We start from the raw sequence: 24,357 nt of genomic DNA, 5'->3' as shown, positions 1-24,357 counted from the left end.
TGGGAGGCTGGGTTATGAGTACTGGAATCAGTATGTCAAGTGTAAACAAAATAAAGGAACTTGCAGACAATGGCGATTACAGTCTCGCTCTCGATATACTTGAACATCAGGATCTGTCGAAGTCACTTAGTCCACAGTTTATTAGAATATGCGGCGAGGTGTATTACGAGAACAAAAGATATCCTGAGGCCAGAGCGGCGCTTGTCAAGGCACATGCCATGGCTCCGGCTGGTAACAAGATAATATATTCTTTGATAAAACTGTATTTATCCATGGGATTTACACAGCTTGCAGAGCATTATTTTGAGATATATACATTTAATCAGGCCAATAAGGATGCAGGTACATACAGACTTGAATATATGATAGCCAAGGCACACAGGAAGCCCGTGAATGAACTTTACAGCATACTGGTGTCGGCGAATGATGTTGAGACGGATGAAGAGTGGGATTTTGAGATGCTTCTGCTTCATGCGTACATAAGAAACAGGGAGAAGTTTGACAGCGCCTGTGTTGAATTCAGAGCGCATTACAAGAACTCTTCACATTTGTATATGCTGGACAAGCTCATGGGCGGCGATGTGGATCTTGAATCCATGATTTATTGTTATCCTGACACGGAGATGTCGGATGATGATCCTGAGCAGGCAGATACAAGAGCAAATGAAAATAAGATATTGGAAGAAGACGATCTGAGAATGCATCCAAAGGATGCTAAGATCATGATCATGGTCGAGGATGACGCACCTGTGACGAGTTCCATGAAATTCAAGCAGATGTGGATTAGATCGAAGGATAAAAAAGAGCAGAAAAAGGAAGCTCGTCAGGAAGAAGAGAATTCTGAGCCGAAGAAGAAATCCAGAGGTTTATTTGGATTGATGTCAAGGAAAGAGGAAGAGCTTGTCGAGCAGGAGATGGAATCTCTGAAGAACGAGAATCTTGACAAGGAACAACTGCTCGAGGAAGTTATTTCCGATACCGCTGATGATGCCGGGAATACGGCAAAGCCTGAGCTCAAGGCGATGATCAGTGACAGTGAGAAAGCTCCTGAGGGAAAGTCGCAGGATATGACCGAGATAAGCGGGGAGCTGACTCCTGAGGATGCAGCGGTGTATAACAAAGATAACGACAATGAGTATGAGGATTCCGAACCGGTGGAGGAAGATAATTATGTTATCGAAGAAGAGCCGGAGGAAGTAGTCATGGTTGAAGTTGATGGTGACGATTCTGATGACGTATCTGACAGTGCGTCAGATCGCGATTCTGAAGACGATACTGTTGTGGAGACCTTTGATCCTGAGTTCGAGGGAGACTTTGAGGATGGATTTGAGGCGGATGCAGAGCCGGAGACTTTGCCTGATGAACCGGTTGAATCAGAAACGTTTGATTTTGATAAAGCCTTTGAATCTCTTGAGGAGTTCGAGGTTGACGATGAAAATCTTGAGGATCTGATGGAAGATGCGGAGTCTCAGAATGATGTGGAAGAAACTGCTGTTGAGCCGGGTGTAGAGCAGAATGAACCGGAAGTTGATGAAGTCTCAGTTGAGATCGAACCGGAGATCGAAGAAGAATTCGAGGTAGATGCAGATTCTGAGCCTGAATTCGAAGAAGAACTTGAGGTTGGTGCAGAATTCACGATCGAGGCAGAGCCAGAGACTGAGGAAGAATTAACAGTCGAGGCAGAGCCGGAGGTTGAGGAAGAATTCACAATCGATGCCGAAGCGGAGATTGAAGATGAATTTGAGACTGAAGCTGAGCCAGAGTTAGAAGAATATACAATCGATGCGGAATCTGAGGAATCTGAGATGGAAGAAGTTCCAGTGGAAGTCGAACCAGAGGTGAAAGAATTTGAAGCTGAGGCTGAACTGGAGATCGAAGAAACTGAGGCTGAAGCTGAATCAGAGGTCGAAGAGGAATTCACAATGGAAGCAGAGGATAAGTCAGAAGAGAAAATTGCGATGGAGACAGAACCGGAAAAGCCAAAGAATAATGGCTTCCCGGTGTTTAAGAGCAGTCTGTTCCCTGACTACAACACAGAGAATGCAGCACTGTATGATCTGTCGGCAGAGAAAGATATAAATGCAGAGATAGAGGCTGATGAAGCCAAGATATCGGAAAGTCTTAAGAAAGAGGAGGATCTTATCGGTGAAACAGACAGACTCCTTGCAAGACTTGGAATTAAATTCAACACGGAATTCAATTCTATATTGAATTTTGATGATGAAGATAAAGAGGATGATGTGGCAGCTCCCGACGAGGAGAAGACAGATGAGCAGGAATCCCCACAACAGGAAACGGTTGACGCTGAACCAGAGCAACCGAAGAAAAAGCCGTTCAGACTGAAGGGCTGATCAAAGAAGAAATAAAGTAGCATGATCATACATATAGTGTATTGCTTTTTATTTGAACAAACGGAAGGAGGCGAGGGAATTGGCTGTAGATCAGACAGAAGCAATGATTGCGGCGATCAAGGCACAGCTTGAAAAGGAAAGAGCTGCAGAAGCTGCCAAGAAAAAGAGGGAAGAAGAGGAAGAACTTCTCAAGAGCGGCAGCAAGAAGAAAGATGCTGAGACTGCTAAAAGCCAACACAAAACTTTGTCCAAGGAGGAGTTAGAACGAATCGAGGCTAAGAAACGCCGTAAGAGAGAAGAGGCTCTTGGAATTGTTCATGAGGATGAACCGGAAACTTCAACTGAGGATGAAAAGCAGGACGATGTTCCAAAAGAGGGAGAGGGACTGAAGCCTGAAGATAAAAAAGAAGATAAAAAACCAGAGGGAGCTGCACCTAAGCTCAGTCTTAACCTTGGAGGCATCGCTGATGATATGTCGGGCGGTGGTCTCGGAGGAGGCCTTGGCGGCGGATTAGGTGAAGGCGGTCTTGGAGGACTCGGAGGCGGCCTTGGCGGAGGACTCGGAAGTACACCTAAGACAGAGGGAGGCCTTGGATCAGGCGGCCTTGGCGGCGGTCTTGGAAAAACACCTAAAACAGAAGGCGGTCTTGGTGGCGGATTTAAGTTCGGCGCCGGAACTGAAGGTACAGTTAAGTCAACAGGTGGAAGCAATATTGTTCTCACTGATGATGATGAAAATGCTGAGGATGAAGAGACACTTGAGTGGGTAACTGATAAGAATGCAAAGGTGAATAAAGTTAAGTCACCTAAGGGAGGCAGTGATGCGAACGGAGATCTGTTCAGCATTCTCCCAGATAGAAACAAGCAGGCTGCGGCTGGAGAGTCATTGTATGATTTTGATGATGATGATGACGATGATGACGATTTCCTTGGAGCAGGAATAAAGAACCTGTCCAATATAGACGAGGAGAGTCCTGAGGAGATAGCCAAGAAGAAGGCTGAAGAGGAGGCTAGGAAGAAAGCTGAGGAGGAAGCCAAGAAGAAGGCTGAGGAAGAAGCTAAGAAGAAGGCCGAGGAAGAGGCTAAGCGTAAGGCTGAAGAGGAGAAGAAGCGCAAAGAGGCAGAAGAGGCAAGAAAGAAGGCTGCCGCTGAAAAGGCTAAGGCTGAGGCTGAGGCAAAGAAGCAGCAGGCGATCGACGATGCCAGAAAGAATGCTGAAGAGGCAAAGAAGCATGCTGAGACCTCGAAGAAGACCATCGAGGAATGCGAGAAGACAGAGAAGGATCTCGAAAAGCAGCTTGAAGAATTTGCTGCCAAGAAGCAGAACTATGATGCAAAGATGGCACAGGAGGCTGAGGCAAAGAAGAAGAACGATGCTGAACTGCTTGAGCGAGAGGAGAAAGAGCTTGATGCCAATATTGCAAAGCTCAAGAAAGAGATATCAGATACAAATGAATCTGCTAAGAAAGAGTCAGATAGAATCCTCAAGGAGAGTGATCCTGATACATATAAGAACAATATGATCAATGAGGCTCAGGCTGCTGCCGACAAGGCTATAAAGGCACTTGCAGACACCAAGAAGACTAATGTGGATAAGGGTGTTGCTGAGTACAACAAGGCTGTTGATGCTGATAAGAAGAAACTGGCAGACATAGATGCGGATAAGAAGAAGTCTATAGAGACGGCCAAGAAGAAGCGCACAGATGAGGAAGCAAGAGCATCAAAGATCATGAAGACTGCCGAGGCAGACAAGACAAAGGCTGGTGCAATATTCAGCGAGTCTAAGAAGGCTGAGGAAGAGGCTGATGCTAATCTTAAGAATACCACTGAGATGGAGAGTCAGTCACAGAAGACTCTTGATGAGCTCCAGAAGAAGCTTGAGGAGTCAGAGAAGGCTGTTAAGAATGCAAAGAACAGCAGAAATGATGCAAACACAAAGCTTGCAATACAGAAGGAAGAACTGAAGAAGGCAGAGAAGGTTGAGGAGGAGGCTGCAAAGGCTCTTGAGGCAGCAAAGAAAGCCAAGGAAGAGGTTCAGAAGAAGATTTCAGACAGCGAAGAGTTCATAAAGAAGGTTGCTGATCAGATTACAACTGCTGAGAACGACAACAAGAAGATCAGTGAGGATGTTGCCGCTGCAAAGAAGGAGAATGACTCATTCAAGGCTGCGAAGGCAGAGGCTCAGGAAGCTCTCGACTCAGCTAAGAAGTCTCTTGTTGAGGCTGAGGATCTTCTGGCAAAGGCAGAGGCTGCTGCCGAGGAAGCGGAGCAGGTAGTCGAAGAGGCTAAGATCGCAGAAGAGGTTGAGATCCAGAATGCGGAAGCTGCTGCCAAGGAAAAGACAGATAAGCTTACGGCAGAAGGAAAAGATAGAGAGACCAAGCATGAGGTGTTCCTTGCTGCTGAGGAAGAGAAGTATGCTACGGCAGAGGCAAGTGAGCTCGAGAAGGTTCAGACTGCAGCTATGAAGGCTGAGAAGGAAGCCTCAGATATGAAGACAAAGGCTGAAGCTGATGCTAAGAAGCTTCTCGATGATGCAAAGAAGAAAGAAGAAGAGTTAAAGAACAAGATCGCTGAGCTCAAGACAAAACAGGCTGAGCGCGTTGTTGCAAGAAAAGAGGCTGCTGATCAGGCCAAGACCGAGGCTGAGGAGAAGAAGAAGAAAGATCTCTCAGCAATAGACAAGGCCGAGGCTGATGTCAAGAAACAGCTCGAGGATATAAGAAGCAAGGCTACTGCTGCTGCAAAGGTACTTGAAAAGGCTATAAAGCGTGAGGAAGAGTACAAGAAGCAGGAAGAGCTTCTGAAGGAAGGCAAGGTTGAGGAAGCTGCACAGGTTATCACACAGGATGAAGAAGCAACTATGGCTGCTTCAGTAAGTGAGGCTGTTGCTGCGAGACGTAAATCACTGCCTAAAGAGGCAAAGTACCTCTACAAGTATCTCGGAGTCGAGCCTGCTGGTGCACAGATCGTTAACGTTCTCCAGACTCTCAAGGTAGATCCTAAGAGATCTAAGAATGTTGTTATTCTTGGACAGCACGGATTTGGACTTACCATGGTCGGTGAGGATTTTGCAAAGTTCTATTATGATATGGGAATCTGCAAGTCTGAGGCAAAGGCAAAGGTTAAGGCAAAGGTTATAAACAGCGGTAAGCTTGCAGGAGCAGTTGGCAAGCTCAAGGGCGGATGTCTTATCATTGAGAGTGCAGGACTTATAACACCTGAGAGATTCAAAGAGATGGTTGATATGTGTTCACCTGAGAAGAATGATGTTAAGATCATCCTCACAGGAGAGAAGACAGCTCTCAGCAATATGCTTGCAGCAAATATGACTCAGGCAAGATCGTTCAACAACAGAGTATACTTTGACCAGATCAATGAGAGTGGAATGATCAATGTGGCAGAGTGCTACGCTGATGAGAAGGGCTTCAAGCTTGAGAGCGGAGCAGATACAGCTATAAAGAATGCTTTGATGGCGATGGAGTCAGGAAATATCGACAGACTTCTCGGTGCTATGGATGATGCCATGAAGGCTGCTGAGACCAGAGATCCTATCGACAAGAAGATTCTTAAAAAAGAGATAAAATAAGTTTTGTGACGGATATACCGTTGTAGAATTTTGTTGAAAAAAACAATACCAGTGCTTATAATATCTGTGTTATAGCACTGGTATTATTTTGTTGTGATAAAGGAGAATTTATATGCTTTCAACTGATATTGGAGTAGATTTAGGAACGTCAAATGTATTGATCAGCGTAAGAGGTAAGGGAATTGTTGTAAACCAGCCGTCTGTTGTCGCATATGAAGTATCTACAAAAAAAGTAATAGCAATAGGAACAAAAGCCAAGAAAATGATAGGAAAGACTCCGGAGAATATAGAGGTCGTCAGACCTCTCAATAAGGGAGTTATATCTGATTATACAATAGCGGAGATAATGCTTAAGGCATTTATCAGAAGCGCAATGGAGAAACGTTCGGGAGTTGGAAGACCAAGGATATGCGTGTGTGTTCCAAGCGGTGTTACCGAGGTGCAGAGAAGAGCTGTTGAGGAAGCAGTGTACAAGACCGGTGCCAAGACTGTGTATGTCATGGAGGAACCTTTGGCTGCTGCTGTAGGAGCAAATGTAGATATCTATGAGGCAAAGGGTAATATGGTGGTCGACATAGGCGGTGGAACCACGGATATTGCGGTCGTATCCCTTGGTGGTGCAGTGGAGAGCAGCTCCATAAAATACGCCGGAGATGACTATAATAATGCACTCATCAAGTATGCCAGAAGAAAATACAACCTGCTTATAGGTTATCAGACAGCGGAGAATGCGAAGATCGCTGTTGGCTCAGTCGTAAAGCGTGATGAAGATATTGAGTATGTGATCAAGGGCCGTGATCTTATCAAGGGACTTCCAAAGGCTGTAACAATAACTGCGAATGAAACGGTGGATGCATTTGAGGAGACTACAGAGCATATTCTTGGAGCAATACACAATGTTCTTGAGACTGCACCGCCGGAGCTGGTGGCTGACATTGCGGTATCAGGCATTGTGCTTACCGGAGGAGGAAGTCTTATATACGGAATGGACAGAATAATCAAAGAGCGCACAGGGATAGAGGCATATGTATCGGAAAAAGCACTTGAGGCAGTGGCTCTCGGCGCTGGAATGTCTGTCAACCTCAGCGATAAGAAAGAAGATTAAATGTATGGAAAGAGATTATTTGCCGATCTGCATGGAGGACATGAAGAAGAGAGGGTGGATACAGGCGGACTTTGTGTTTGTCATAGGTGATGCCTATGTTGACCATTCCTCATTTGGCCCTGCCATCATAAGCAGATTGCTTGAGAGATATGGATATAAGGTGTGTATGATTGCCCAGCCTGATTGGAAGAATGACAAGAGCATTGATGTTTTTGGCAGACCAAGACTGGGCTTTTTGGTATGCGGAGGCAATATGGATTCCATGGTGAACCATTATTCCGTGTCCAAGAAGAGAAGGCAGAAGGATTCATTTTCGCCCGGCGGAGAGATGGGACTCAGACCTGATTATGCCACCACGGTTTACTGCAATCTGATAAGGAGAACATACAAGGATGTTCCAATCATAATCGGAGGTATAGAGGCCAGCCTCAGACGTATGGCACACTATGATTATTGGTCTGATAAATTGAAACATTCCATTCTGGTGGATTCATCCGCCGATATACTTTCGTATGGCATGGGTGAGCACAGCATGATAGAGATAGCGGAGGCGCTCGACAGCGGAATAGATGTGAAAGATATCACATTTGTCAGGGGTACATGCTACAGGACAAAGGATATATCCGGTGTGCCCGAGGATTCCATTATACTGCCGGATTATGACAGTCTTTCAAAGGATAGACTGGAATATGCAAGAAGCTTTTATACACAGTATATAAATACAGATCCATACTCGGCTAAAACGCTGGTTGAGGGATACGGAAACAGAGGATATGTTGTTCAGAATCCTCCGGCTTATCCGCTCACCCAGATGGAGATGGACGATGTGTATGATCTGCCATATATGAATAACTACCATCCGATATATGAGGAGGCGGGCGGTATCCCGGCTATATCAGAGATAAAATTCAGTCTGACGAGCAACCGGGGCTGCTTCGGAGGATGCAGCTTCTGCGCACTGACATTTCACCAGGGCAGGATCATACAGACAAGAAGCCACGAGTCACTGATAAAGGAAGCGGAGCGCATGACGCATGATCCTGATTTCAAAGGCTATATACATGATGTCGGAGGGCCGACTGCGAATTTCAGGCATAAATCATGCGCAAAGCAGGATAAATATGGTGTATGCACCAACAAGCAGTGTCTGTTCCCGGAACCGTGCAGGAATTTGAAGGTTGACCACAAGGATTATGTTGAGCTTCTGCGGAAGCTGGAAGCGGTTCCAGGTGTGAAAAAAGTATTTATCAGATCGGGAATACGATTCGATTATGTGATGGCGGACAGCAACGATGAATTTCTGAAAGAGCTTTGCGAGAAGCACATAAGCGGACAGCTCAGAGTTGCGCCGGAGCATGTATCGGATAATGTTCTCAGGATGATGGGCAAGCCACAGAACAGTGTATATGAGAAATTCATTGATAGATACAAAAGGGTAAATGCAAAGACTGGAAAGCAGCAGTATGTTGTTCCGTACCTGATGTCATCACATCCCGGATCCACGCTGAAGGAGGCGGTGGAGCTTGCCGAATATGTAAGGGATATAGGCTATATGCCTGAACAGGTGCAGGATTTCTATCCTACGCCGTCCACGATATCCACATGTATGTACTATACCGGAGTCGATCCTAGAACCATGAAACCGGTATATGTACCTCATAATCCACATGAAAAGGCAATGCAGAAGGCTCTTATGATGTATAGAAAACCGGAGAATTATGATCTGGTCAAAGAGGCGCTCATAAAGGCCGGCAGACAGGATCTTATCGGTTTTGATAAAAAATGTCTGATAGCGCCGAGAAAGATGGACAGGAAAGGTGAACACCAGGGACAACGTTCGTATGGCAAAAATGATAAAAGTAAGAACAATTCAATCAATAATGGTAAAAACAGCAAAAATAATAAAGTTGTTCCACAGAAAAACACAAAATCATCCGGGCAGAAGAATGCTAAAAATGGCAAAAACAGGAATAAAAGGAAATAGCTCCTTCGCGGAGTCGTTCATTTTTGGTTGCGTGGCACATGCTTTTGTGCTAGAATTATGGCAGATTGTGTGAACCTTTAAGGTTTTTTTATATGTAGTCTTATGTCACACTAATATTTTTTTAAATGGAGGATTTGAAAATGGCAAAGAAGATTGTTTTAGCAGGCGCATGTCGTACAGCTATCGGAACAATGGGTGGATCACTCAGCACAACACCAGCAGCAGAGCTTGGTTCAATCGTTATCAAGGAGGCTATCAACAGAGCAGGAGTTCCTGCAGATCAGGTAGACCACGTATACATGGGATGTGTTATCCAGGCTGGTCAGGGACAGAACGTTGCACGTCAGGCTTCAATCAAGGCAGGACTTCCAATCGAGACAACTGCTGTTACAGTTAACGTTGTCTGTGGTTCAGGTCTTAACTGTGTCAACATGGCTGCACAGATGATCGAGGCAGGAGATGCTGATATCGTAGTTGCAGGTGGTATGGAGAATATGTCTATGGCTCCTTACGCTATGATGAAGGGTCGTTTCGGTTACAGAATGAACAATGGTGTACTCGTAGATACAATGGTAAACGATGCTCTCTGGGATGCATTCAATGATTATCACATGATCAAGACAGCTGACAATATCTGTGAGCAGTGGGGTCTTACACGTGAGGAGATTGATGAGTTTGCAGCAAAGAGCCAGCAGAAGGCTGTTGCAGCTCAGGAGTCAGGTGCATTTGATGCTGAGATCGTTCCAGTTATGGTAAAGAAGAAGAAAGAGATGGTTGAGTTCAAGAAGGATGAGGGACCAAGACCTGGTACAACAGTTGAGACACTTTCAAGACTCAGAACAATCAATCCTAACGGATTTGTTACAGCTGGTAACGCTTCAGGTATCAATGATGGTGCTGCAGCTATCGTTGTTATGAGCGAGGAGAAGGCTAAGGAGCTTGGCGTTAAGCCTATGGCTACATGGGTAGCTGGAGCACTTGGCGGAGTTGATCCTTCAATCATGGGTATCGGACCTGTAGCTTCAACCAAGAAGGTTATGGCTAAGACTGGTCTCAAGATTGAGGACTTCGATGTTATCGAGGCAAACGAGGCATTTGCTGCACAGTCAGTAGCAGTTGCTAAGGAACTTGGATTTGATGTTGACAAGCAGGTTAACCCTAACGGTGGTGCTATCGCTCTTGGACATCCAGTTGGAGCTTCAGGATGCCGTATTCTTGTTACACTTCTTCATGAGATGCAGGCAAAGGGTGCTAAGACAGGTCTTGCTACTCTCTGTATCGGTGGTGGAATGGGCTGCTCAACAGTCGTTAAGATCGAGGACTAATTTTAGATAATAAAGGAGATACATCATGGAGTTTGTTACATACGAACAGGATGGATATGTAGGAATTATCACAATCAACCGTCCAAAGGCTTTGAACGCACTCAACAGTGCAGTTCTTGAAGAGCTTGATGCAACATTCAAGGCAGTTGATCTTGATACAACAAGATGTCTTATTCTTACAGGTGCCGGTGAGAAGTCATTTGTTGCCGGAGCTGATATAGGTGAGATGTCAACACTCACAAAGGCAGAGGGAGAGGCCTTCGGTAAGAAGGGTAACGATGTGTTCAGAGCCATTGAGACATTCCCTATCCCAGTCATCGCAGCAGTGAATGGATTCGCTCTTGGCGGCGGATGCGAGATTTCAATGAGCTGTGATATCAGAATCTGCTCAGAGAATGCAATATTCGGTCAGCCAGAGGCTGGTCTTGGAATCACACCTGGTTTTGGCGGAACACAGAGACTTGCACGTCTTGTAGGTGCAGGCATGGCTAAGCAGCTTATCTACACAGCAAGAAACATCAAGGCAGATGAGGCTTACAGAATCGGTCTTGTGAACGCTGTTTATCCACTTGAGGAGCTCCTTCCAGCAGCTAAGAAGATGGCAGCCGGAATCGCAGCAAACGCTCCTATTGCAGTAAGAAACTGCAAGAAGGCTATCAACGATGGCTTACAGGTAGATATGGATCAGGCAATTGTTATTGAAGAGAAGCTTTTTGGTGACTGTTTCGAGACAGAGGATCAGAAGGCAGGAATGGGCAATTTCCTTGAGAAAGACAAGGAGAAGAAACTTAAGGTTGTTCCTTTCCAGAATAAGTAATAATTAACAGTTCTGATATTAACATTTAGGGTGGGGAATCTGATAAAGGTAAACCATCCTAAATGTGTGATATAAGTATTATGGTAGCATGTTAAACGAAACGTATATGAATTTCTCATGTTTACCGGAAAAAAAGATTTAGGAGGACATAAAAATGAAGGTTGGCGTAATTGGTGCAGGAACCATGGGTCAGGGCATTGCTAAGGCATTTGCTCAGGTTGACGGATACGAGGTTGCACTCTGTGATATCAAGCAGGAGTGGGCTGAAGGCGGTAAGGACAAGATCGCTAAGGGTTATGCAAGACTCGTAGAAAAAGGAAAGATGACACAGGAGAAGGTTGATGGTATTCTTGCCAGCATCACTCCAGGTCTTAAGGAAGACTTATGTGCAGACTGCGACCTTATAGTTGAGGCTGCTTTCGAGAACATGGAAGTAAAGAAGACAACATTTGCTGAGCTTGACAAGATCTGCAAGCCAGAGTGTGTATTCGCTTCAAACACATCATCACTTTCTATCACAGAGATTGGAAATGGTCTTACACGTCCTATGATCGGTATGCATTTCTTCAATCCAGCTGACAGAATGAAGCTTATCGAGGTTATCGCAGGTGTTAATACACCAGCTGAGATTGTAGAGAAGATCGTTAAGATCTCAGAGGAGATCGGTAAGACTCCAGTACAGGTTAACGAGGCTGCTGGATTCGTAGTAAACAGAATCCTCATCCCAATGATCAACGAAGCTGCATTCATCAAGATGGAAGGTGTATCAGACATAGCTGGTATTGACGCTGCTATGAAGCTTGGTGCTAACCATCCAATGGGACCACTTGAGTTAGGTGATTTCGTAGGCCTTGATATCTGTCTTGCAATCATGGACGTTCTGTACAATGAGACAGGTGACAGCAAGTATCGTGCATGTCCATTACTTCGTAAGATGGTACGTGGCGGCAACCTTGGTGTTAAGAGCGGCAGAGGATTCTATGTATACAATGCTGATCGTACAAAGACACCAGTTGATGCTCAGTAATAGTGCTAAGTAATATAATATATTCATGGAGGAATAATTAGAATGGATTTCGCTTTAGACAAGAAGTATGAAATGGCGCAGAATTTATTCAGAGAGTTCGCGCAGAATGAAGTAAAGCCTCTTGCTCAGGAAATTGACGAACAGCACAGATTTCCTAGAGAGACTGTAGAGAAGATGGCAAAGTATGGTTTCTTAGGAATCCCTGTTTCTAAGGAGTTAGGCGGACAGGGCTGTGATATTCTCACATATGCTATGTGCGTTGAGGAACTTTCAAAGGTTTGTGGTACTACAGGTGTTATCGTATCAGCACACACATCACTCTGTGTTGATCCTATCGTAACATTTGGTACACCAGCTCAGAAGGAGAAGTATGTTCCTGATCTTGCTTCAGGCAGAAAGCTTGGTGCTTTCGGTCTTACTGAGCCAGGTGCTGGTACAGATGCTCAGGGACAGCAGACAAAGGCTGTACTTGACGGAGACGAGTGGGTACTTAACGGATCAAAGTGCTTCATCACAAACGGTAAAGAGGCTGACGTATATATCGTTATCGCAGTTACTGGTATCGTTGAGAAGCGTGGCAGAAAGATGAAGGAGATCTCAGCATTCATCGTAGAGAAGGGTACACCTGGATTTACATTCGGTACAAAGGAGAACAAGATGGGTATCTGTGGTTCTTCAACATACGAGCTTATCTTCACAGACTGCCGTATTCCAAAGGACGCTCTTCTTGGACAGAAGGGTAAGGGATTCAATATCGCTATGCACACACTTGACGGTGGACGTATCGGTATCGCTGCTCAGGCTCTTGGTATTGCAGAGGGCGCTCTCGAGACAACAGTAAACTATGTTAAAGAGAGAAAGCAGTTCGGCAGATCAATCGCTCAGTTCCAGAATACACAGTTTGTTCTTGCAGACCTTGCAACAAAGATCGAGGCAGCTAAGCTTCTCGTATACAAGGCAGCAAGAAAGAAGGATGAGTACCAGAGCGGTGCTAAGGTTTCTTACTCAGTAGAGGCAGCTATGGCTAAGCTTTACGCAGCCGAGGTTGCTATGGAAGTTACTACAAAGTGTGTTCAGTTACACGGTGGTTACGGTTACATCAAGGAGTACGATGTTGAGCGTATGATGCGTGATGCTAAGATTACAGAGATCTACGAGGGAACTTCAGAGGTTCAGCGTATGGTTATTTCTGCAAACTTATTAAAGTAATATAGGAGGTACTTAACGTGAAGGTTATAGTTTGTATAAAGCAGGTACCTGATACAAAGGGTGGAGTACAGTTCAACCCAGACGGTACATTAAACAGAGCAGCAATGCTTACAATCATGAACCCTGATGATAAGGCAGGACTTGAGGCTGCACTTAGATTAAAGGATCAGTATGGTGCAGAGGTAACAGTTCTTACAATGGGTCTTCCAAAGGCTGCTGACGTTCTTCAGGAAGCAATCGCTATGGGAGCTGACAAGGGTGTTCTTGTAACAGACCGTGTTCTTGGTGGAGCTGATACATGGGCTACATCAACAACAATCGCTGGAGCTCTCAGAAAGCTTGATTATGATCTGATCATAACAGGTCGTCAGGCTATCGATGGAGATACAGCTCAGGTTGGACCACAGATCGCTGAGCATCTTGGAATTCCTGTAATTTCATATGCACAGGAGATCAAGGTTGACGGAGACGCAGTTATCGTTAAGCGTCAGTATGATGACGGATATCATATGTTAAAGGCTAAGATGCCTTGCCTTGTAACAGCACTTTCTGAGTTAAATGAGCCAAGATACATGACTCCAGGTGGAATCTTCGATGCAGTTAATGCAGAGATCACAACACTTGGCAGAGCAGACCTCGTTGATGTTGATGATTCTAACATCGGTCTTAAGGGCTCACCTACAAAGATCGCTAAGGCTTCAGATAAGGTAAGAAAGGGTGCAGGCGAGAAGGTTGTTCCTGATTCTCCAGATGAGGCAGTTAGCTATATTGTTGGCAAGTTAAAGGATAAGCATGTAATCTAATATAGTAAAGGAAAAGTGGTGAATAAAATGGGCGCAATGAACGCAGAAGAAATGAAGAACTACAAAGGCGTATTTGTCTTTGCACAGCAGGTAGATAATAAGTTAAGTGGTATTTCTTTCGAGCTTATCGGCGAAGGAAAGAGACTGGCAGAGAAGCTTGATGAGCAGGTAACTGCAGTCCTTATCGGTTCAGACGTTAAGGGTCTTGTAGATGAGCTTGCAGAGTACGGCGCAGATAGAGTTATCGTTGTTGACGATCCAGAGCTCAAGGAGTACAGAACTGAGCCATATGCACACGCACTTGCATCAGTTATCAATGAGTACAAGCCAGAGATCGTTTTAGTTGGTGCTACAGCAATCGGTAGAGATCTTGGTCCAACAGTTTCAGCAAGAGTTGCTACAGGTCTTACAGCAGACTGTACATTACTTGAGATCGGTGATTTCCCTCTTGTTGCACTTCCAAATCAGGAGCAGAAGCACAATCAGCTTCTTATGACACGTCCTGCATTCGGTGGTAACACAATCGCTACAATCGCATGTCCTGACAACCGTCCACAGATGGCTACAGTTCGTCCAGGTGTTATGCAGAAGCTTGACAAGGTAGCTGGTAAGAAGGCAGAGGTTATCGAGTACAATCCAGGATTCGTACCTAACAACAAGTATGTTGAGATTCTTGAGATCTCAAAGGCTATCTCAGATATCAAGGATATCATGGATGCTAAAATCCTTGTTTCAGGTGGTCGTGGAGTTGGTTCAGCAGAGAACTTCAAGCTCCTTGATGATCTTGCAGAGGTACTTGGTGGACAGGTATCATGCTCACGTGCAGTTGTAGATTCAGGCTGGAAGCCAAAGGAGCTTCAGGTTGGTCAGACTGGTAAGACAGTTCGTCCACAGGTATACTTCGCAATCGGTATTTCAGGTGCTATCCAGCACGTAGCTGGTATGGAAGAGTCAGACATCATCGTTGCTATCAACAAGGATGAGGATGCTCCTATCTTTGATGTAGCTGACTATGGTGTAGTTGGAGATCTCAACAAGATCGTTCCAGCTCTTACAGAGGCTATCAAGGCAGAGCTTGCTAATAAGTAATTAACAGCTTGTTTGTCATATAGATAATTTTAGATTATCAATTATAAGTCCCCCTCTTGGATTTGATGTTCAAGAGGGGGATTTTTTGAGCTGTATGGTGGTCTGAATTGTAGAATCGTTTGAATTGCATAGGGCTGTTGCAGGATGAATTCAGGTACGGAATGATTTGTGTGCGGCTACGTGAGGGTTGTGTTGAGGATATACTTGCGAAAAATTATGTGCTGTTTTTTATTGAGTGTCCGTTTTCATTACTAGGGATACTCTGCTCGATGATGAGTGAATAGCATTATTAGTGAGCTATAAATGAATTGATGATTGTAAATGTGAATATATGGGTCCAATATACGAGTCGGTGAATTGAGTCGATGAGAAATCGATAAATCGAAAATTAGAAATCAGAAAATAGAGATCGAAAATCAAAATACAAGTGTATTGTAAATAATACAAAAATAATGTAGTATTAATTAGTTTGAGTATAGTAGATAAAGAGAGTATGCATGTGCGGATAAGTGCAAGTGAAGATAAGTGTGTGTGAGGATAAGCACAAATGGCAGGTACAGTACATTATGCACAGCAGGAGCATGCAGAGGAGAGGTACATATGAAAGAGAAAGACAGCGTCGAAAATAATGAAAAATCACCTGATAACAGAAAAAAATCTGGTGAGAAAATAATATCTGATAATAAAACAATATCTGCTAATGGAAAGGCGTTCGCAGGTGAGAGCAGAGAAAATAAGATGGGTGTGATGTCTGAGGGAAAGCTTCTGATGTCAATGTCACTTCCTATGATAATTTCCATGCTGTTCCAGGCTATGTACAATGTTGTGGACAGTGTGTTTGTGTCAAGATTCAGCATGGACGGACTTACGGCTGTGTCCACGGCATTTCCGATACAGAATCTGATGATAGGAGTTTTCTCGGGACTGGGAGTTGGCTTTAATGCGTTTATATCCAAGGCACTTGGAGAGAAGAAATTTGACAGGGCAAATGAAGTTGCCAGACAGGGAATATTCCTTGAGGCGATAGGATATGTGATATTCCTGATAATAGGTTTATTCTTTGCAAGGACATTCATGGAAAGTCAGACGGGGGATGCACGGGTAATCCAATATGGAACAGAGTATCTCAAGGTGTGCTGCTGTTGTGCTTTCGGTATAGCTTTCCAGATGACATTTGAGAGATTGCTGCAGTCCACGGGACGTACAATGTACAGTATGATAACCCAGATACTCGGTGCTGTCATCAATCTTATACTTGATCCTATAATGATATTTGGTCTTCTCGGATGTCCACAAATGGGAGTAAAGGGTGCTGCCATTGCAACTGTATGTGGACAGTGTATAGCCGGAACTCTTGCTATGATATTTAATATCAAGAAGAATCCGGATCTCCATATAACACTCAGAAGATTCAGGCCACATGGCGAGATAATTGGTAAGATTCTCAGCGTAGGTGTGCCGTCGGTTATCATGGTTGCAATAGGTTCTGTGATGAATTATTTCCTGAATCTGATACTGTACTCATTCTCGAAATTGGCCGTTGCAGTGTTCGGAGCGTATTTCAAGGTGCAGAGTATGGCATTTATGCCTGTATTCGGATTGAACAACGGAATGATACCGATAATTTCATACAACTACGGAGCGCAGAAACCTGACAGAATGAAACGCACCATGAAGCTTGGTGTGATGGTCGGTTGTTCCATTATGGTATTCTGTCTTGCTATCATGCAGGTATTTCCGGGACAGATACTTAAAATATTTGATGCCACAGATGAGATGCTGTTGATGGGTATACCAGCGGTCAGGATCATGAGTACAGCGTTTATATTTGCGGGATTTTCTGTCACATGTTCGGGAATGTTTCAGGCTGTAGGAAAGGGCGTGTACAGTATGATAGTGTCTATGGCGAGACAGCTTTTTGTCATACTTCCTGTGGCATATTTCCTGTCGAAAGCAATGAACAGTGTGAATGGTGTGTGGGCAGCGTTCCCTATCGCAGAGGTTTTCAGTGTGATCATATCGACGATCTTTCTTCTCAGGGTCTATAAGAAAATAGTAAAGCCTATGGAAAGCGTCCAAAGAGATTAAGAGACGAAGATAATGAGATATGATGAGAGCATAATAATATATACATAGCACGTGGCATTTGTATAGTGGTAGAATACTATATAGTAATATAGTTTCGTGTGATGAATGCAGTGTTGCATTTGTCATTGACAAGTGACAGAAAAGGTAATGGAAAGAGAGCGAAAATGGGAAAGTTAATATATATGGATCATGCAGCGACGACGGCGGTGAGACCTGAAGTGCTCGACGCCATGTTGCCTTATTTTACAGAAAAGTTTGGAAACCCTTCAGGCGTATATACATTTGCATCGAGAAATAAGGATGTGATAAATGTGGCGAGGGATATAATTGCTGATTCGCTTGGCGCAAAGCCTGAGGAGATCTATTTCACGGGCGGTGGTTCGGAATCGGATAACTGGGCTTTAAAGGCTGTAGCGGAAGCCTTTCAGGATAAGGGAAAACATATAATTACGACCAGGATAGAGCACCATGCCATTCTTCACACATGTCAGTATCTGGAGAAGAGGGGCTTTGACGTGACATATCTGGATGTGGATGAGAAGGGGATGGTTGATCCTGATAGGCTGGAGTCGGCGATAAGACCGGATACGATCCTCATCTCGGTTATGGCTGCAAACAATGAGATAGGAACCATAGAGCCGATAAGCAGGATAGGAGCTATTGCGCATGAACATGGCATTCTATTCCACACGGATGCGGTTCAGGCGTATGGACAGATACCACTGGATGTAAATGCCATGAACATAGATATGCTCAGCAGCAGCGGACATAAGCTTAATGGCCCGAAGGGAATCGGGTTTCTGTATATACGGAGCGGAATAAAGCTTGGAAGCTTTATCCACGGAGGCCAGCAGGAGAGAGGAAGACGTGCCGGAACAGAGAATGTACCGGGGATTGTAGGAATGGGCAAAGCTGCGGAGCTTGCGATGCTCTCAATGGAAGATCGGATGAAGCAGGAGACAGATATCAGAGATCATATAATACACAGAATTTTATCGGAGATTCCTTATTCCAGACTGAACGGACATGACAAAGACAGACTTCCGAACAATGTAAATGTCAGCTTCCAGTTCGTTGAGGGCGAGACGATCCTCATCATGCTTGATATGGCGGGCATATGTGCTTCTGCCGGTTCCGCATGTACATCGGGTTCTGTTGATCCCTCCCATGTGCTGACAGCTATAGGGCTTCCGAAGGAGATATCCCATGGTGCGGTCAGACTGACTCTGGGATATGAGAACACCATGGATGAGGCGGATGCGGTGGTAGATAATCTCAAGAGAATCGTGGAAAATCTCAGAAAAATGTCACCTGCGTATCAGGATTTTGCCAGGAGAAACATGTAAATTACACAAGATATAACTATGTATAAAGAGGGAAAAAATTTGGTCGATACAGATAAGAAGACAGTGTGTGTTGGTATGTCAGGCGGAGTCGACTCGTCGGTTGCCGCACTTTTGCTCAAGGAGCAGGGCTACAATGTAATAGGAGTTACCATGCAGATATGGCAGGATGAGGACAGGGACGTGGTGAGTGCCCATGCCGGATGCTGCGGACTTTCTGCTGTGGATGATGCCAGGCGTGTGGCATCGCAGCTCGATATTCCGTATTACGTTATGAATTTCAAGGAAGAATTCAAGAAGTACGTAATAGACTATTTTGTGGACGAATACAAATGCGGAAGAACTCCGAATCCATGTATTGCATGCAACAGATATGTAAAATGGGAGTCTCTGCTTACGAGATGCATGGCCATCGGGGGCGATTATATTGCTACGGGACACTATGCAAGGATCATACAGCTTCCAAATGGCAGATATACTCTCCAGGAGGCCAGGGGAATAGAGAAGGATCAGACATATGCTCTCTACAATCTCACCCAGGAGCAGCTCGCCAGGACACTCATGCCGGTTGGAGAGTACAGCAAGCCTGAGATCAGAAAAATTGCAGAGGACCACAGACTTATGGTGGCTCACAAGCCGGATAGCCAGGATATATGCTTTGTGCCAGATGGAGATTACGCCGGTTATCTTGAGAATGAAGCAGGACTTAAGGCGGTTCCGGGAGATTTTGTAGACATACATGGCAATGCGATCGGAAGACATAAGGGAATCATACACTACACCATAGGACAGAGAAAAGGACTGGGACTTGCGATGGGGCATCCGGTATTTGTGGTGGACATCATACCTGAGACAAATCAGGTTGTTATAGGAGAGAACGGAGATGTATTTTCAGAAAGGCTGATATGCAACAGACTGAACTTTATGTCCATAGAGGATCTCACGGAGCCAATGCATGTCAAGGCGAAGATCAGATACAATCATAAGGGAAGTATGTGTACCATCAGAAAGATAGATGAAGATCTGGTAGAAGCAGTATTTGACGAGCCGGTAAGAGCTGTGACAAAGGGACAGGCTGTAGTGTTCTATGAAGATGATCATGTGCTTGGCGGAGGAAGCATCTGTTGACAGGGTTTTACAAAGGGTGATGGTCTGACATAAGGAGATTTCGTATGGGTGATACAGGCAGAGAAGTTTTGCGCAAAGACGTCAAAGTGCGTGGATGAATATTGTTTGGTATCTTTTCAGTGATTTTTGTTTTTATGATAATCACTATATGCTCCATGATACATAATGGAGAGTTTGAATTGAATAGTTTCACAGGACCATTGATTTTTCTGACTGTAATTTCGGTTATATGCATATGGGATGGCATTAGGATTATACGGACTCCGGAGAAGTTGCTCAACCGAGAGAATAAAAATCATGGTGGCAGTGTGTTTGAAATGGCAGACAAATTGTATGGTGATATTATCTATGAGAATAAATACATTATGGCTTCACATGAGGTTATCGCATCAAAGACAATGAGATACAACCTTGCGTACAGATGGGATGTGTATCTTATAACATATGTATATACGAGTATGCGAAGAGGCAAATTGGAATATTACTGTATGTATACTGGAAATCATGAAAATAATGTATATATTAATTTAAGAGGACTTGTGACCGGAAAGAGAAAAAAGAAAGTCCTTGACATGCTCCTCAGTTATTGCCCAAATGCGATATATGGTGATCTGGATGGCGCCGGAGGCGATTATCTTGAAAAAATGAGAAAAACAGACATTCATGATATACCACATAGTCCGTACTATACAGGAAACAATACATAATGAGATATGAAACAAATAGAGCAGTCAGGTGACTGCCGGAATTGAATTTACGGTATAAAAAAGATGGAACATATAAGCCATTGAACTGGCGTATGTGTTCCATCTTTTTATATTTATAAGTATATAAATAAATTGATATTTTGCAATTTTTTTTTACAGCGGATTGAATTCTGGCTTTCTGTTCTTGAATGTACAGTAGTATCTGTAGCCGAGTGATGTGAGGGCATCCCTTGCATATGTCTCAAAATCATAGCACAGATATTCGGGCTTGTGTGCATCAGATCCCACTGTGATGATCTCGCCACCCATATCCTTGTAGAGTTTCAGGATATCCATGTGAGGATGTGCGTAACTCATATTCTTGTACAGGCTTCCGGTATTGATCTCTATACCTTTTCCCTTTGGGATGATTATTTTGAAAATCTGTTCAAGCACATCATTATAATCTGCCATCCTAAAGATCTTCTCGCCTGATGGGCAGTATCTTACTACGTAGTCAAGATGACCATATACGTCAAAGTCATCTATCAGAGTCACATTCTCAAGAATGGACTCAAAGTAATCACGTATACCTTCTATCTCTGTACGTCCCTCATAGTAAGCTGGATAGTATGGGTCGAGGCCCCTGACAAGGTGTGATGATCCTATGATAAAGTCCAGTTCATTTTTGTATTTATCAGCAATGTCCCTTGCCTTGCCGGCAACCGTATTCATGAGACCGAGTTCCACGCCGCTTCTCACGTCAATCCGATCTCCGTATCTGTGTCGTATTTCGTCTATCGCAGCAAAGTACGAATCGAAATCAAGTTGGAAGTCAAAACCGTCCTCCGGATTGATAGGAAAGTCTATATCGTGGTGATCTGTCAGACAGATCTTTGGAATTCCAAGTTGTATTGCCTTCTGGATTATACTGTCCAGTGGAGCGGAAGAGTCGCTTGAGAACTCCGAATGTATATGCGAATCACAGATGATCATTTTCTGTATACCTCCGTTTATAATCATTGCGTTTCATATTATAACATAAAACACTGAAAAAAATATATAAAGTAAAGCTGTTGAGTAATCTTATTATTATCAAATTGTAGTAGAAACATTTTTTCTATAGCCTCAGCCCATTAGTATAATTTGTTAAAACAAATTTGTCTATTTTGGATAGATGATAACTAAAAAAATGAGATTAAGGCTTGAAATTTATACCTAAAGAATGTATGATTAGCTTGTGTATTTAACACGATTTATTTGCTACGTTCCCGCGTAGCAGATTGATAAATACTTTTATTATATTTCAAAAACCTAGGAGGAATAAAAAATGGCAGTAAAAGTAGCAATTAACGGTTTTGGACGTATTGGTCGTCTTGCATTCAGACAGATGTTCGGTGCAGAGGGTTATGAAGTTGTTGCAATCAACGATTTAACAAAGCCTTCAATGCTTGCAGATCTTCTCAAGTACGATACAGCACAGGGTGGATACTGTGGCAAGATCGGTGAGAACCTTCACACAGTTTCAGCTGATGATGAGGCTAACACAATCACAGTTGATGGTAAGACTCTTACAATCTACAAGGAGGCAGATGCAAACAACCTTCCTTGGGGTAAGATCGGTGTTGATGTAGTTCTTGAGTGTACTGGTTTCTACTGCTCAAAGGAGAAGTCAATGGCTCATATCAACGCAGGTGCTAAGAAGGTTGTTATCTCAGCTCCAGCTGGTAATGATCTTAAGACTATCGTATTCTCAGTTAACCAGGATACATTAACAGCTGATGATCAGATCATCTCAGCAGCTTCATGTACAACTAACTGTCTTGCACCAATGGCTAAGGCTCTTAATGACTATGCTCCAATCCAGTCTGGTATCATGTCAACAATCCACGCTTACACAGGTGATCAGATGATACTTGACGGACCACACAGAAAGGGCGATTTAAGAAGAGCTAGAGCAGGTGCTGCTAATATCGTTCCTAACTCAACAGGTGCTGCTAAGGCTATCGGTCTTGTTATCCCAGAGTTAAATGGCAAGCTTATCGGATCAGCTCAGAGAGTTCCAGTTCCAACAGGTTCAACAACAATCCTTACAGCAGTTGTTAAGGGTGCTGATGTAACAGTTGATGGAATCAACGCTGCAATGAAGGCTGCTGCTTCAGAGTCATTCGGTTACAACACAGATCCAATCGTTTCATCAGATGTTATCGGTATGAGATATGGTTCATTATTTGATTCAACTCAGACAATGGTATCAAAGATCGCTGATGATTTATATGAGGTTCAGGTTGTTTCATGGTATGACAATGAGAACTCATACACAAGCCAGATGGTTAGAACAATCAAGTACTTCGCAGAGTTAGCATAAGTTATTTCAAGCTATAATTAGCTTTTATAATGTAAGCTCATTTAAAAGTATTTATTAGACCTAATAGAGGGTCCGGTCTCCAAGGACCGGGCTCTTTTTTCTTCGTAGGAAGCAATTATGCGTTTCTATGTTCCCGCATAAGAGCGGGTAGGTAGCTGGGCAGAGGACAACTTATAGTTTTCTGTTCTATAACATTATTTAGGAGGAATTAGAAATGTCATTAAACAAGAAATCAGTAGATGATATCAATGTTAAGGGCAAGCGCGTGCTTTGCAGATGCGACTTCAATGTACCATTAAAGAACGGAGAGATCACAGACGAGAACAGACTCGTTGCAGCTCTTCCTACTATCAAGAAGCTTATCGCTGACGGTGGAAAGGTTATCCTTTGTTCACACCTTGGAAAGGTTAAGACTGAGGAGGACAAGCAGACTAAGACCCTTGCACCAGTTGCTAAGAGACTTACAGAGCTCCTTGGACAGGAGGTTAAGTTTGTACCAAGCCTTGAGGTTGTTGACGACACAGTTAAGGCTGCAGTTGACGCTATGAAGGACGGAGATGTAATCCTTCTTGAGAATACACGTTTCAGAGCTGAAGAGACAAAGAACGGAGAGGCTTTCTCTAAGGATCTTGCAAGCATCTGTGATGTATTTGTAAATGATGCATTCGGAACAGCTCACAGAGCTCACTGCTCAAACGTTGGTGTTGCTGGACTTGTTGACACAGCAGTAGTTGGTTACTTAATGCAGAAGGAGATCGACTTCCTTGGCAATGCAGTAGAGAACCCAGTTAGACCATTTGTAGCTATCCTCGGTGGTGCTAAGGTTGCTGACAAGCTCAATGTTATTTCAAACCTTCTTGAGAAGTGTGATACACTTATCATCGGTGGTGGTATGGCTTACACATTCCTTAAGGCTAAGGGATATGAGATCGGTAAGTCACTTGTAGACGATTCTAAGATCGATTACTGCAAGGAGATGATGGCAAAGGCAGAGAGCCTTGGCAAGAAGCTTCTTCTTCCAGTTGATACAGTTATGATCGAGGATTTCCCTAACCCTATCGACGATCCAAGCATCAAGACAGAGATATTTGACGCTGACAAGATGCCTGCAGACAAGGAAGGCTGCGATATCGGACCTAAGACTATCGAGCTTTACTCAGACGCAGTTAAGACAGCTAAGACAGTTGTTTGGAATGGACCTATGGGTGTATTCGAGAACCCTGTACTTGCAGCCGGTACAAAGGCAGTTGCAGCAGCACTTGCTGATACAGATGCTACAACAATCATCGGTGGTGGAGATTCAGCAGCAGCAGTTAACCAGCTTGGTTACGGTTCAAAGATGAGCCACATCTCAACAGGTGGTGGAGCTTCACTTGAGTTCCTTGAGGGTAAGGAGCTTCCGGGCGTAGCAGCAGCTAACGACAAGTAATTTGTATATCACTGAG

The 24,357-nt window shown here is 44.0% G+C and carries 17 protein-coding genes; 16 read left to right on the top strand and 1 reads right to left on the bottom strand.

Going from position 1 to position 24,357, the window contains the following annotated elements; all coding sequences use genetic code 11:
• Positions 1-14: 14 nt before the first annotated feature.
• The 14 genes from AB5150_RS01040 (at position 15) to AB5150_RS00975 (ending at position 20,565) form a co-directional block, all read left to right on the top strand.
• Entirely contained in the window at positions 15-2,351 is a 2,337-nt protein-coding gene (locus tag AB5150_RS01040; RefSeq protein ID WP_368291065.1) for a tetratricopeptide repeat protein, read from the top strand.
• A 79-nt stretch (positions 2,352-2,430) separates the two neighbouring features.
• Complete coding sequence (locus AB5150_RS01035) at positions 2,431-5,940, top strand: hypothetical protein (RefSeq protein ID WP_368291064.1); 3,510 nt, start codon at positions 2,431-2,433, stop codon at positions 5,938-5,940.
• Positions 5,941-6,052: 112 nt separating this feature from the next.
• Positions 6,053-7,045, top strand: a complete 993-nt coding sequence (locus AB5150_RS01030) for a rod shape-determining protein (protein ID WP_015535004.1) — start codon at positions 6,053-6,055, stop codon at positions 7,043-7,045.
• 4 nt (positions 7,046-7,049) lie between these two features.
• A complete protein-coding gene (locus tag AB5150_RS01025) occupies positions 7,050-9,029 on the top strand; it encodes a YgiQ family radical SAM protein (RefSeq protein ID WP_055272911.1) in 1,980 nt (659 codons plus the stop codon).
• Between the two features lie 140 nt (positions 9,030-9,169).
• Positions 9,170-10,354: an acetyl-CoA C-acetyltransferase gene (locus tag AB5150_RS01020; RefSeq protein WP_044998303.1), complete on the top strand. Its 1,185-nt coding sequence runs from the start codon at positions 9,170-9,172 to the stop codon at positions 10,352-10,354.
• Between the two features lie 25 nt (positions 10,355-10,379).
• Positions 10,380-11,171 (top strand): enoyl-CoA hydratase-related protein, encoded by a 792-nt coding sequence (locus AB5150_RS01015; protein ID WP_004852940.1) that lies wholly within the window; start codon positions 10,380-10,382, stop codon positions 11,169-11,171.
• Positions 11,172-11,325: 154 nt separating this feature from the next.
• Positions 11,326-12,198, top strand: coding sequence for a 3-hydroxyacyl-CoA dehydrogenase family protein (locus AB5150_RS01010; RefSeq protein ID WP_022216397.1), 873 nt, complete (start codon positions 11,326-11,328; stop codon positions 12,196-12,198).
• Positions 12,199-12,240: 42 nt separating this feature from the next.
• Positions 12,241-13,407: an acyl-CoA dehydrogenase gene (locus AB5150_RS01005; protein ID WP_004852934.1), complete on the top strand. Its 1,167-nt coding sequence runs from the start codon at positions 12,241-12,243 to the stop codon at positions 13,405-13,407.
• A gap of 17 nt (positions 13,408-13,424) precedes the next feature.
• Entirely contained in the window at positions 13,425-14,210 is a 786-nt protein-coding gene (locus tag AB5150_RS01000) for an electron transfer flavoprotein subunit beta/FixA family protein (RefSeq protein WP_022058361.1), read from the top strand.
• Positions 14,211-14,246: 36 nt separating this feature from the next.
• Positions 14,247-15,299 (top strand): electron transfer flavoprotein subunit alpha/FixB family protein, encoded by a 1,053-nt coding sequence (locus tag AB5150_RS00995; RefSeq protein WP_334290619.1) that lies wholly within the window; start codon positions 14,247-14,249, stop codon positions 15,297-15,299.
• 600 nt (positions 15,300-15,899) lie between these two features.
• Positions 15,900-17,387 carry an MATE family efflux transporter gene (locus tag AB5150_RS00990; protein ID WP_055272913.1) on the top strand — a complete coding sequence of 496 codons (1,488 nt, stop codon included), beginning with the start codon at positions 15,900-15,902 and terminating at the stop codon, positions 17,385-17,387.
• A gap of 164 nt (positions 17,388-17,551) precedes the next feature.
• The gene (gene nifS / locus AB5150_RS00985; protein WP_055272915.1) at positions 17,552-18,733 is read left to right on the top strand and encodes a cysteine desulfurase NifS; all 1,182 of its coding nucleotides are present in this window, start codon (positions 17,552-17,554) and stop codon (positions 18,731-18,733) included.
• A gap of 39 nt (positions 18,734-18,772) precedes the next feature.
• The gene (gene mnmA, locus AB5150_RS00980) at positions 18,773-19,858 is read left to right on the top strand and encodes a tRNA 2-thiouridine(34) synthase MnmA (protein ID WP_256364704.1); all 1,086 of its coding nucleotides are present in this window, start codon (positions 18,773-18,775) and stop codon (positions 19,856-19,858) included.
• 317 nt (positions 19,859-20,175) lie between these two features.
• The gene (locus AB5150_RS00975) at positions 20,176-20,565 is read left to right on the top strand and encodes a hypothetical protein (protein WP_055272917.1); all 390 of its coding nucleotides are present in this window, start codon (positions 20,176-20,178) and stop codon (positions 20,563-20,565) included.
• A 153-nt stretch (positions 20,566-20,718) separates the two neighbouring features.
• Here the strand turns inward: AB5150_RS00975 and AB5150_RS00970 are convergent, their stop codons facing one another.
• On the bottom strand, positions 20,719-21,540 hold the full coding sequence (locus tag AB5150_RS00970) for a histidinol-phosphatase HisJ family protein (protein ID WP_022216403.1): 822 nt from the start codon (positions 21,538-21,540) through the stop codon (positions 20,719-20,721).
• Positions 21,541-21,874: 334 nt separating this feature from the next.
• Between AB5150_RS00970 and gap the strand changes: the two genes are divergently transcribed.
• Positions 21,875-22,912: a type I glyceraldehyde-3-phosphate dehydrogenase gene (gap, locus tag AB5150_RS00965; RefSeq protein ID WP_004852921.1), complete on the top strand. Its 1,038-nt coding sequence runs from the start codon at positions 21,875-21,877 to the stop codon at positions 22,910-22,912.
• Positions 22,913-23,126: 214 nt separating this feature from the next.
• Positions 23,127-24,341, top strand: coding sequence for a phosphoglycerate kinase (gene pgk, locus AB5150_RS00960; RefSeq protein ID WP_368291063.1), 1,215 nt, complete (start codon positions 23,127-23,129; stop codon positions 24,339-24,341).
• Positions 24,342-24,357: the final 16 nt, after the last annotated feature.

The organism is Coprococcus sp. RTP21281st1_F1_RTP21281_210402 (assembly GCF_040915325.1).
Lineage (GTDB): Bacteria > Bacillota > Clostridia > Lachnospirales > Lachnospiraceae > Coprococcus > Coprococcus aceti.
This window is presented reverse-complemented; position numbering and strand designations above follow the sequence as displayed.

Bases quoted from the DNA above. Each gene is read 5' to 3' on its own strand.
- pgk (WP_368291063.1), top strand. From the start codon at position 23,127: ATGTCATTAAACAAGAAATCAGTAGATGATATCAATGTTAAGGGCAAG.
- AB5150_RS00975 (WP_055272917.1), top strand. From the start codon at position 20,176: ATGGCAGACAAATTGTATGGTGATATTATCTATGAGAATAAATACATT.
- AB5150_RS00995 (WP_334290619.1), top strand. From the start codon at position 14,247: ATGAACGCAGAAGAAATGAAGAACTACAAAGGCGTATTTGTCTTTGCA.
- AB5150_RS01030 (WP_015535004.1), top strand. From the start codon at position 6,053: ATGCTTTCAACTGATATTGGAGTAGATTTAGGAACGTCAAATGTATTG.
- nifS (WP_055272915.1), top strand. From the start codon at position 17,552: ATGGGAAAGTTAATATATATGGATCATGCAGCGACGACGGCGGTGAGA.
- gap (WP_004852921.1), top strand. From the start codon at position 21,875: ATGGCAGTAAAAGTAGCAATTAACGGTTTTGGACGTATTGGTCGTCTT.
- AB5150_RS01005 (WP_004852934.1), top strand. From the start codon at position 12,241: ATGGATTTCGCTTTAGACAAGAAGTATGAAATGGCGCAGAATTTATTC.
- AB5150_RS01015 (WP_004852940.1), top strand. From the start codon at position 10,380: ATGGAGTTTGTTACATACGAACAGGATGGATATGTAGGAATTATCACA.
- AB5150_RS01040 (WP_368291065.1), top strand. From the start codon at position 15: ATGAGTACTGGAATCAGTATGTCAAGTGTAAACAAAATAAAGGAACTT.
- AB5150_RS01025 (WP_055272911.1), top strand. From the start codon at position 7,050: ATGGAAAGAGATTATTTGCCGATCTGCATGGAGGACATGAAGAAGAGA.
- AB5150_RS01010 (WP_022216397.1), top strand. From the start codon at position 11,326: ATGAAGGTTGGCGTAATTGGTGCAGGAACCATGGGTCAGGGCATTGCT.
- AB5150_RS01020 (WP_044998303.1), top strand. From the start codon at position 9,170: ATGGCAAAGAAGATTGTTTTAGCAGGCGCATGTCGTACAGCTATCGGA.
- AB5150_RS00990 (WP_055272913.1), top strand. From the start codon at position 15,900: ATGAAAGAGAAAGACAGCGTCGAAAATAATGAAAAATCACCTGATAAC.
- AB5150_RS00970 (WP_022216403.1), bottom strand. From the start codon at position 21,540: ATGATCATCTGTGATTCGCATATACATTCGGAGTTCTCAAGCGACTCT.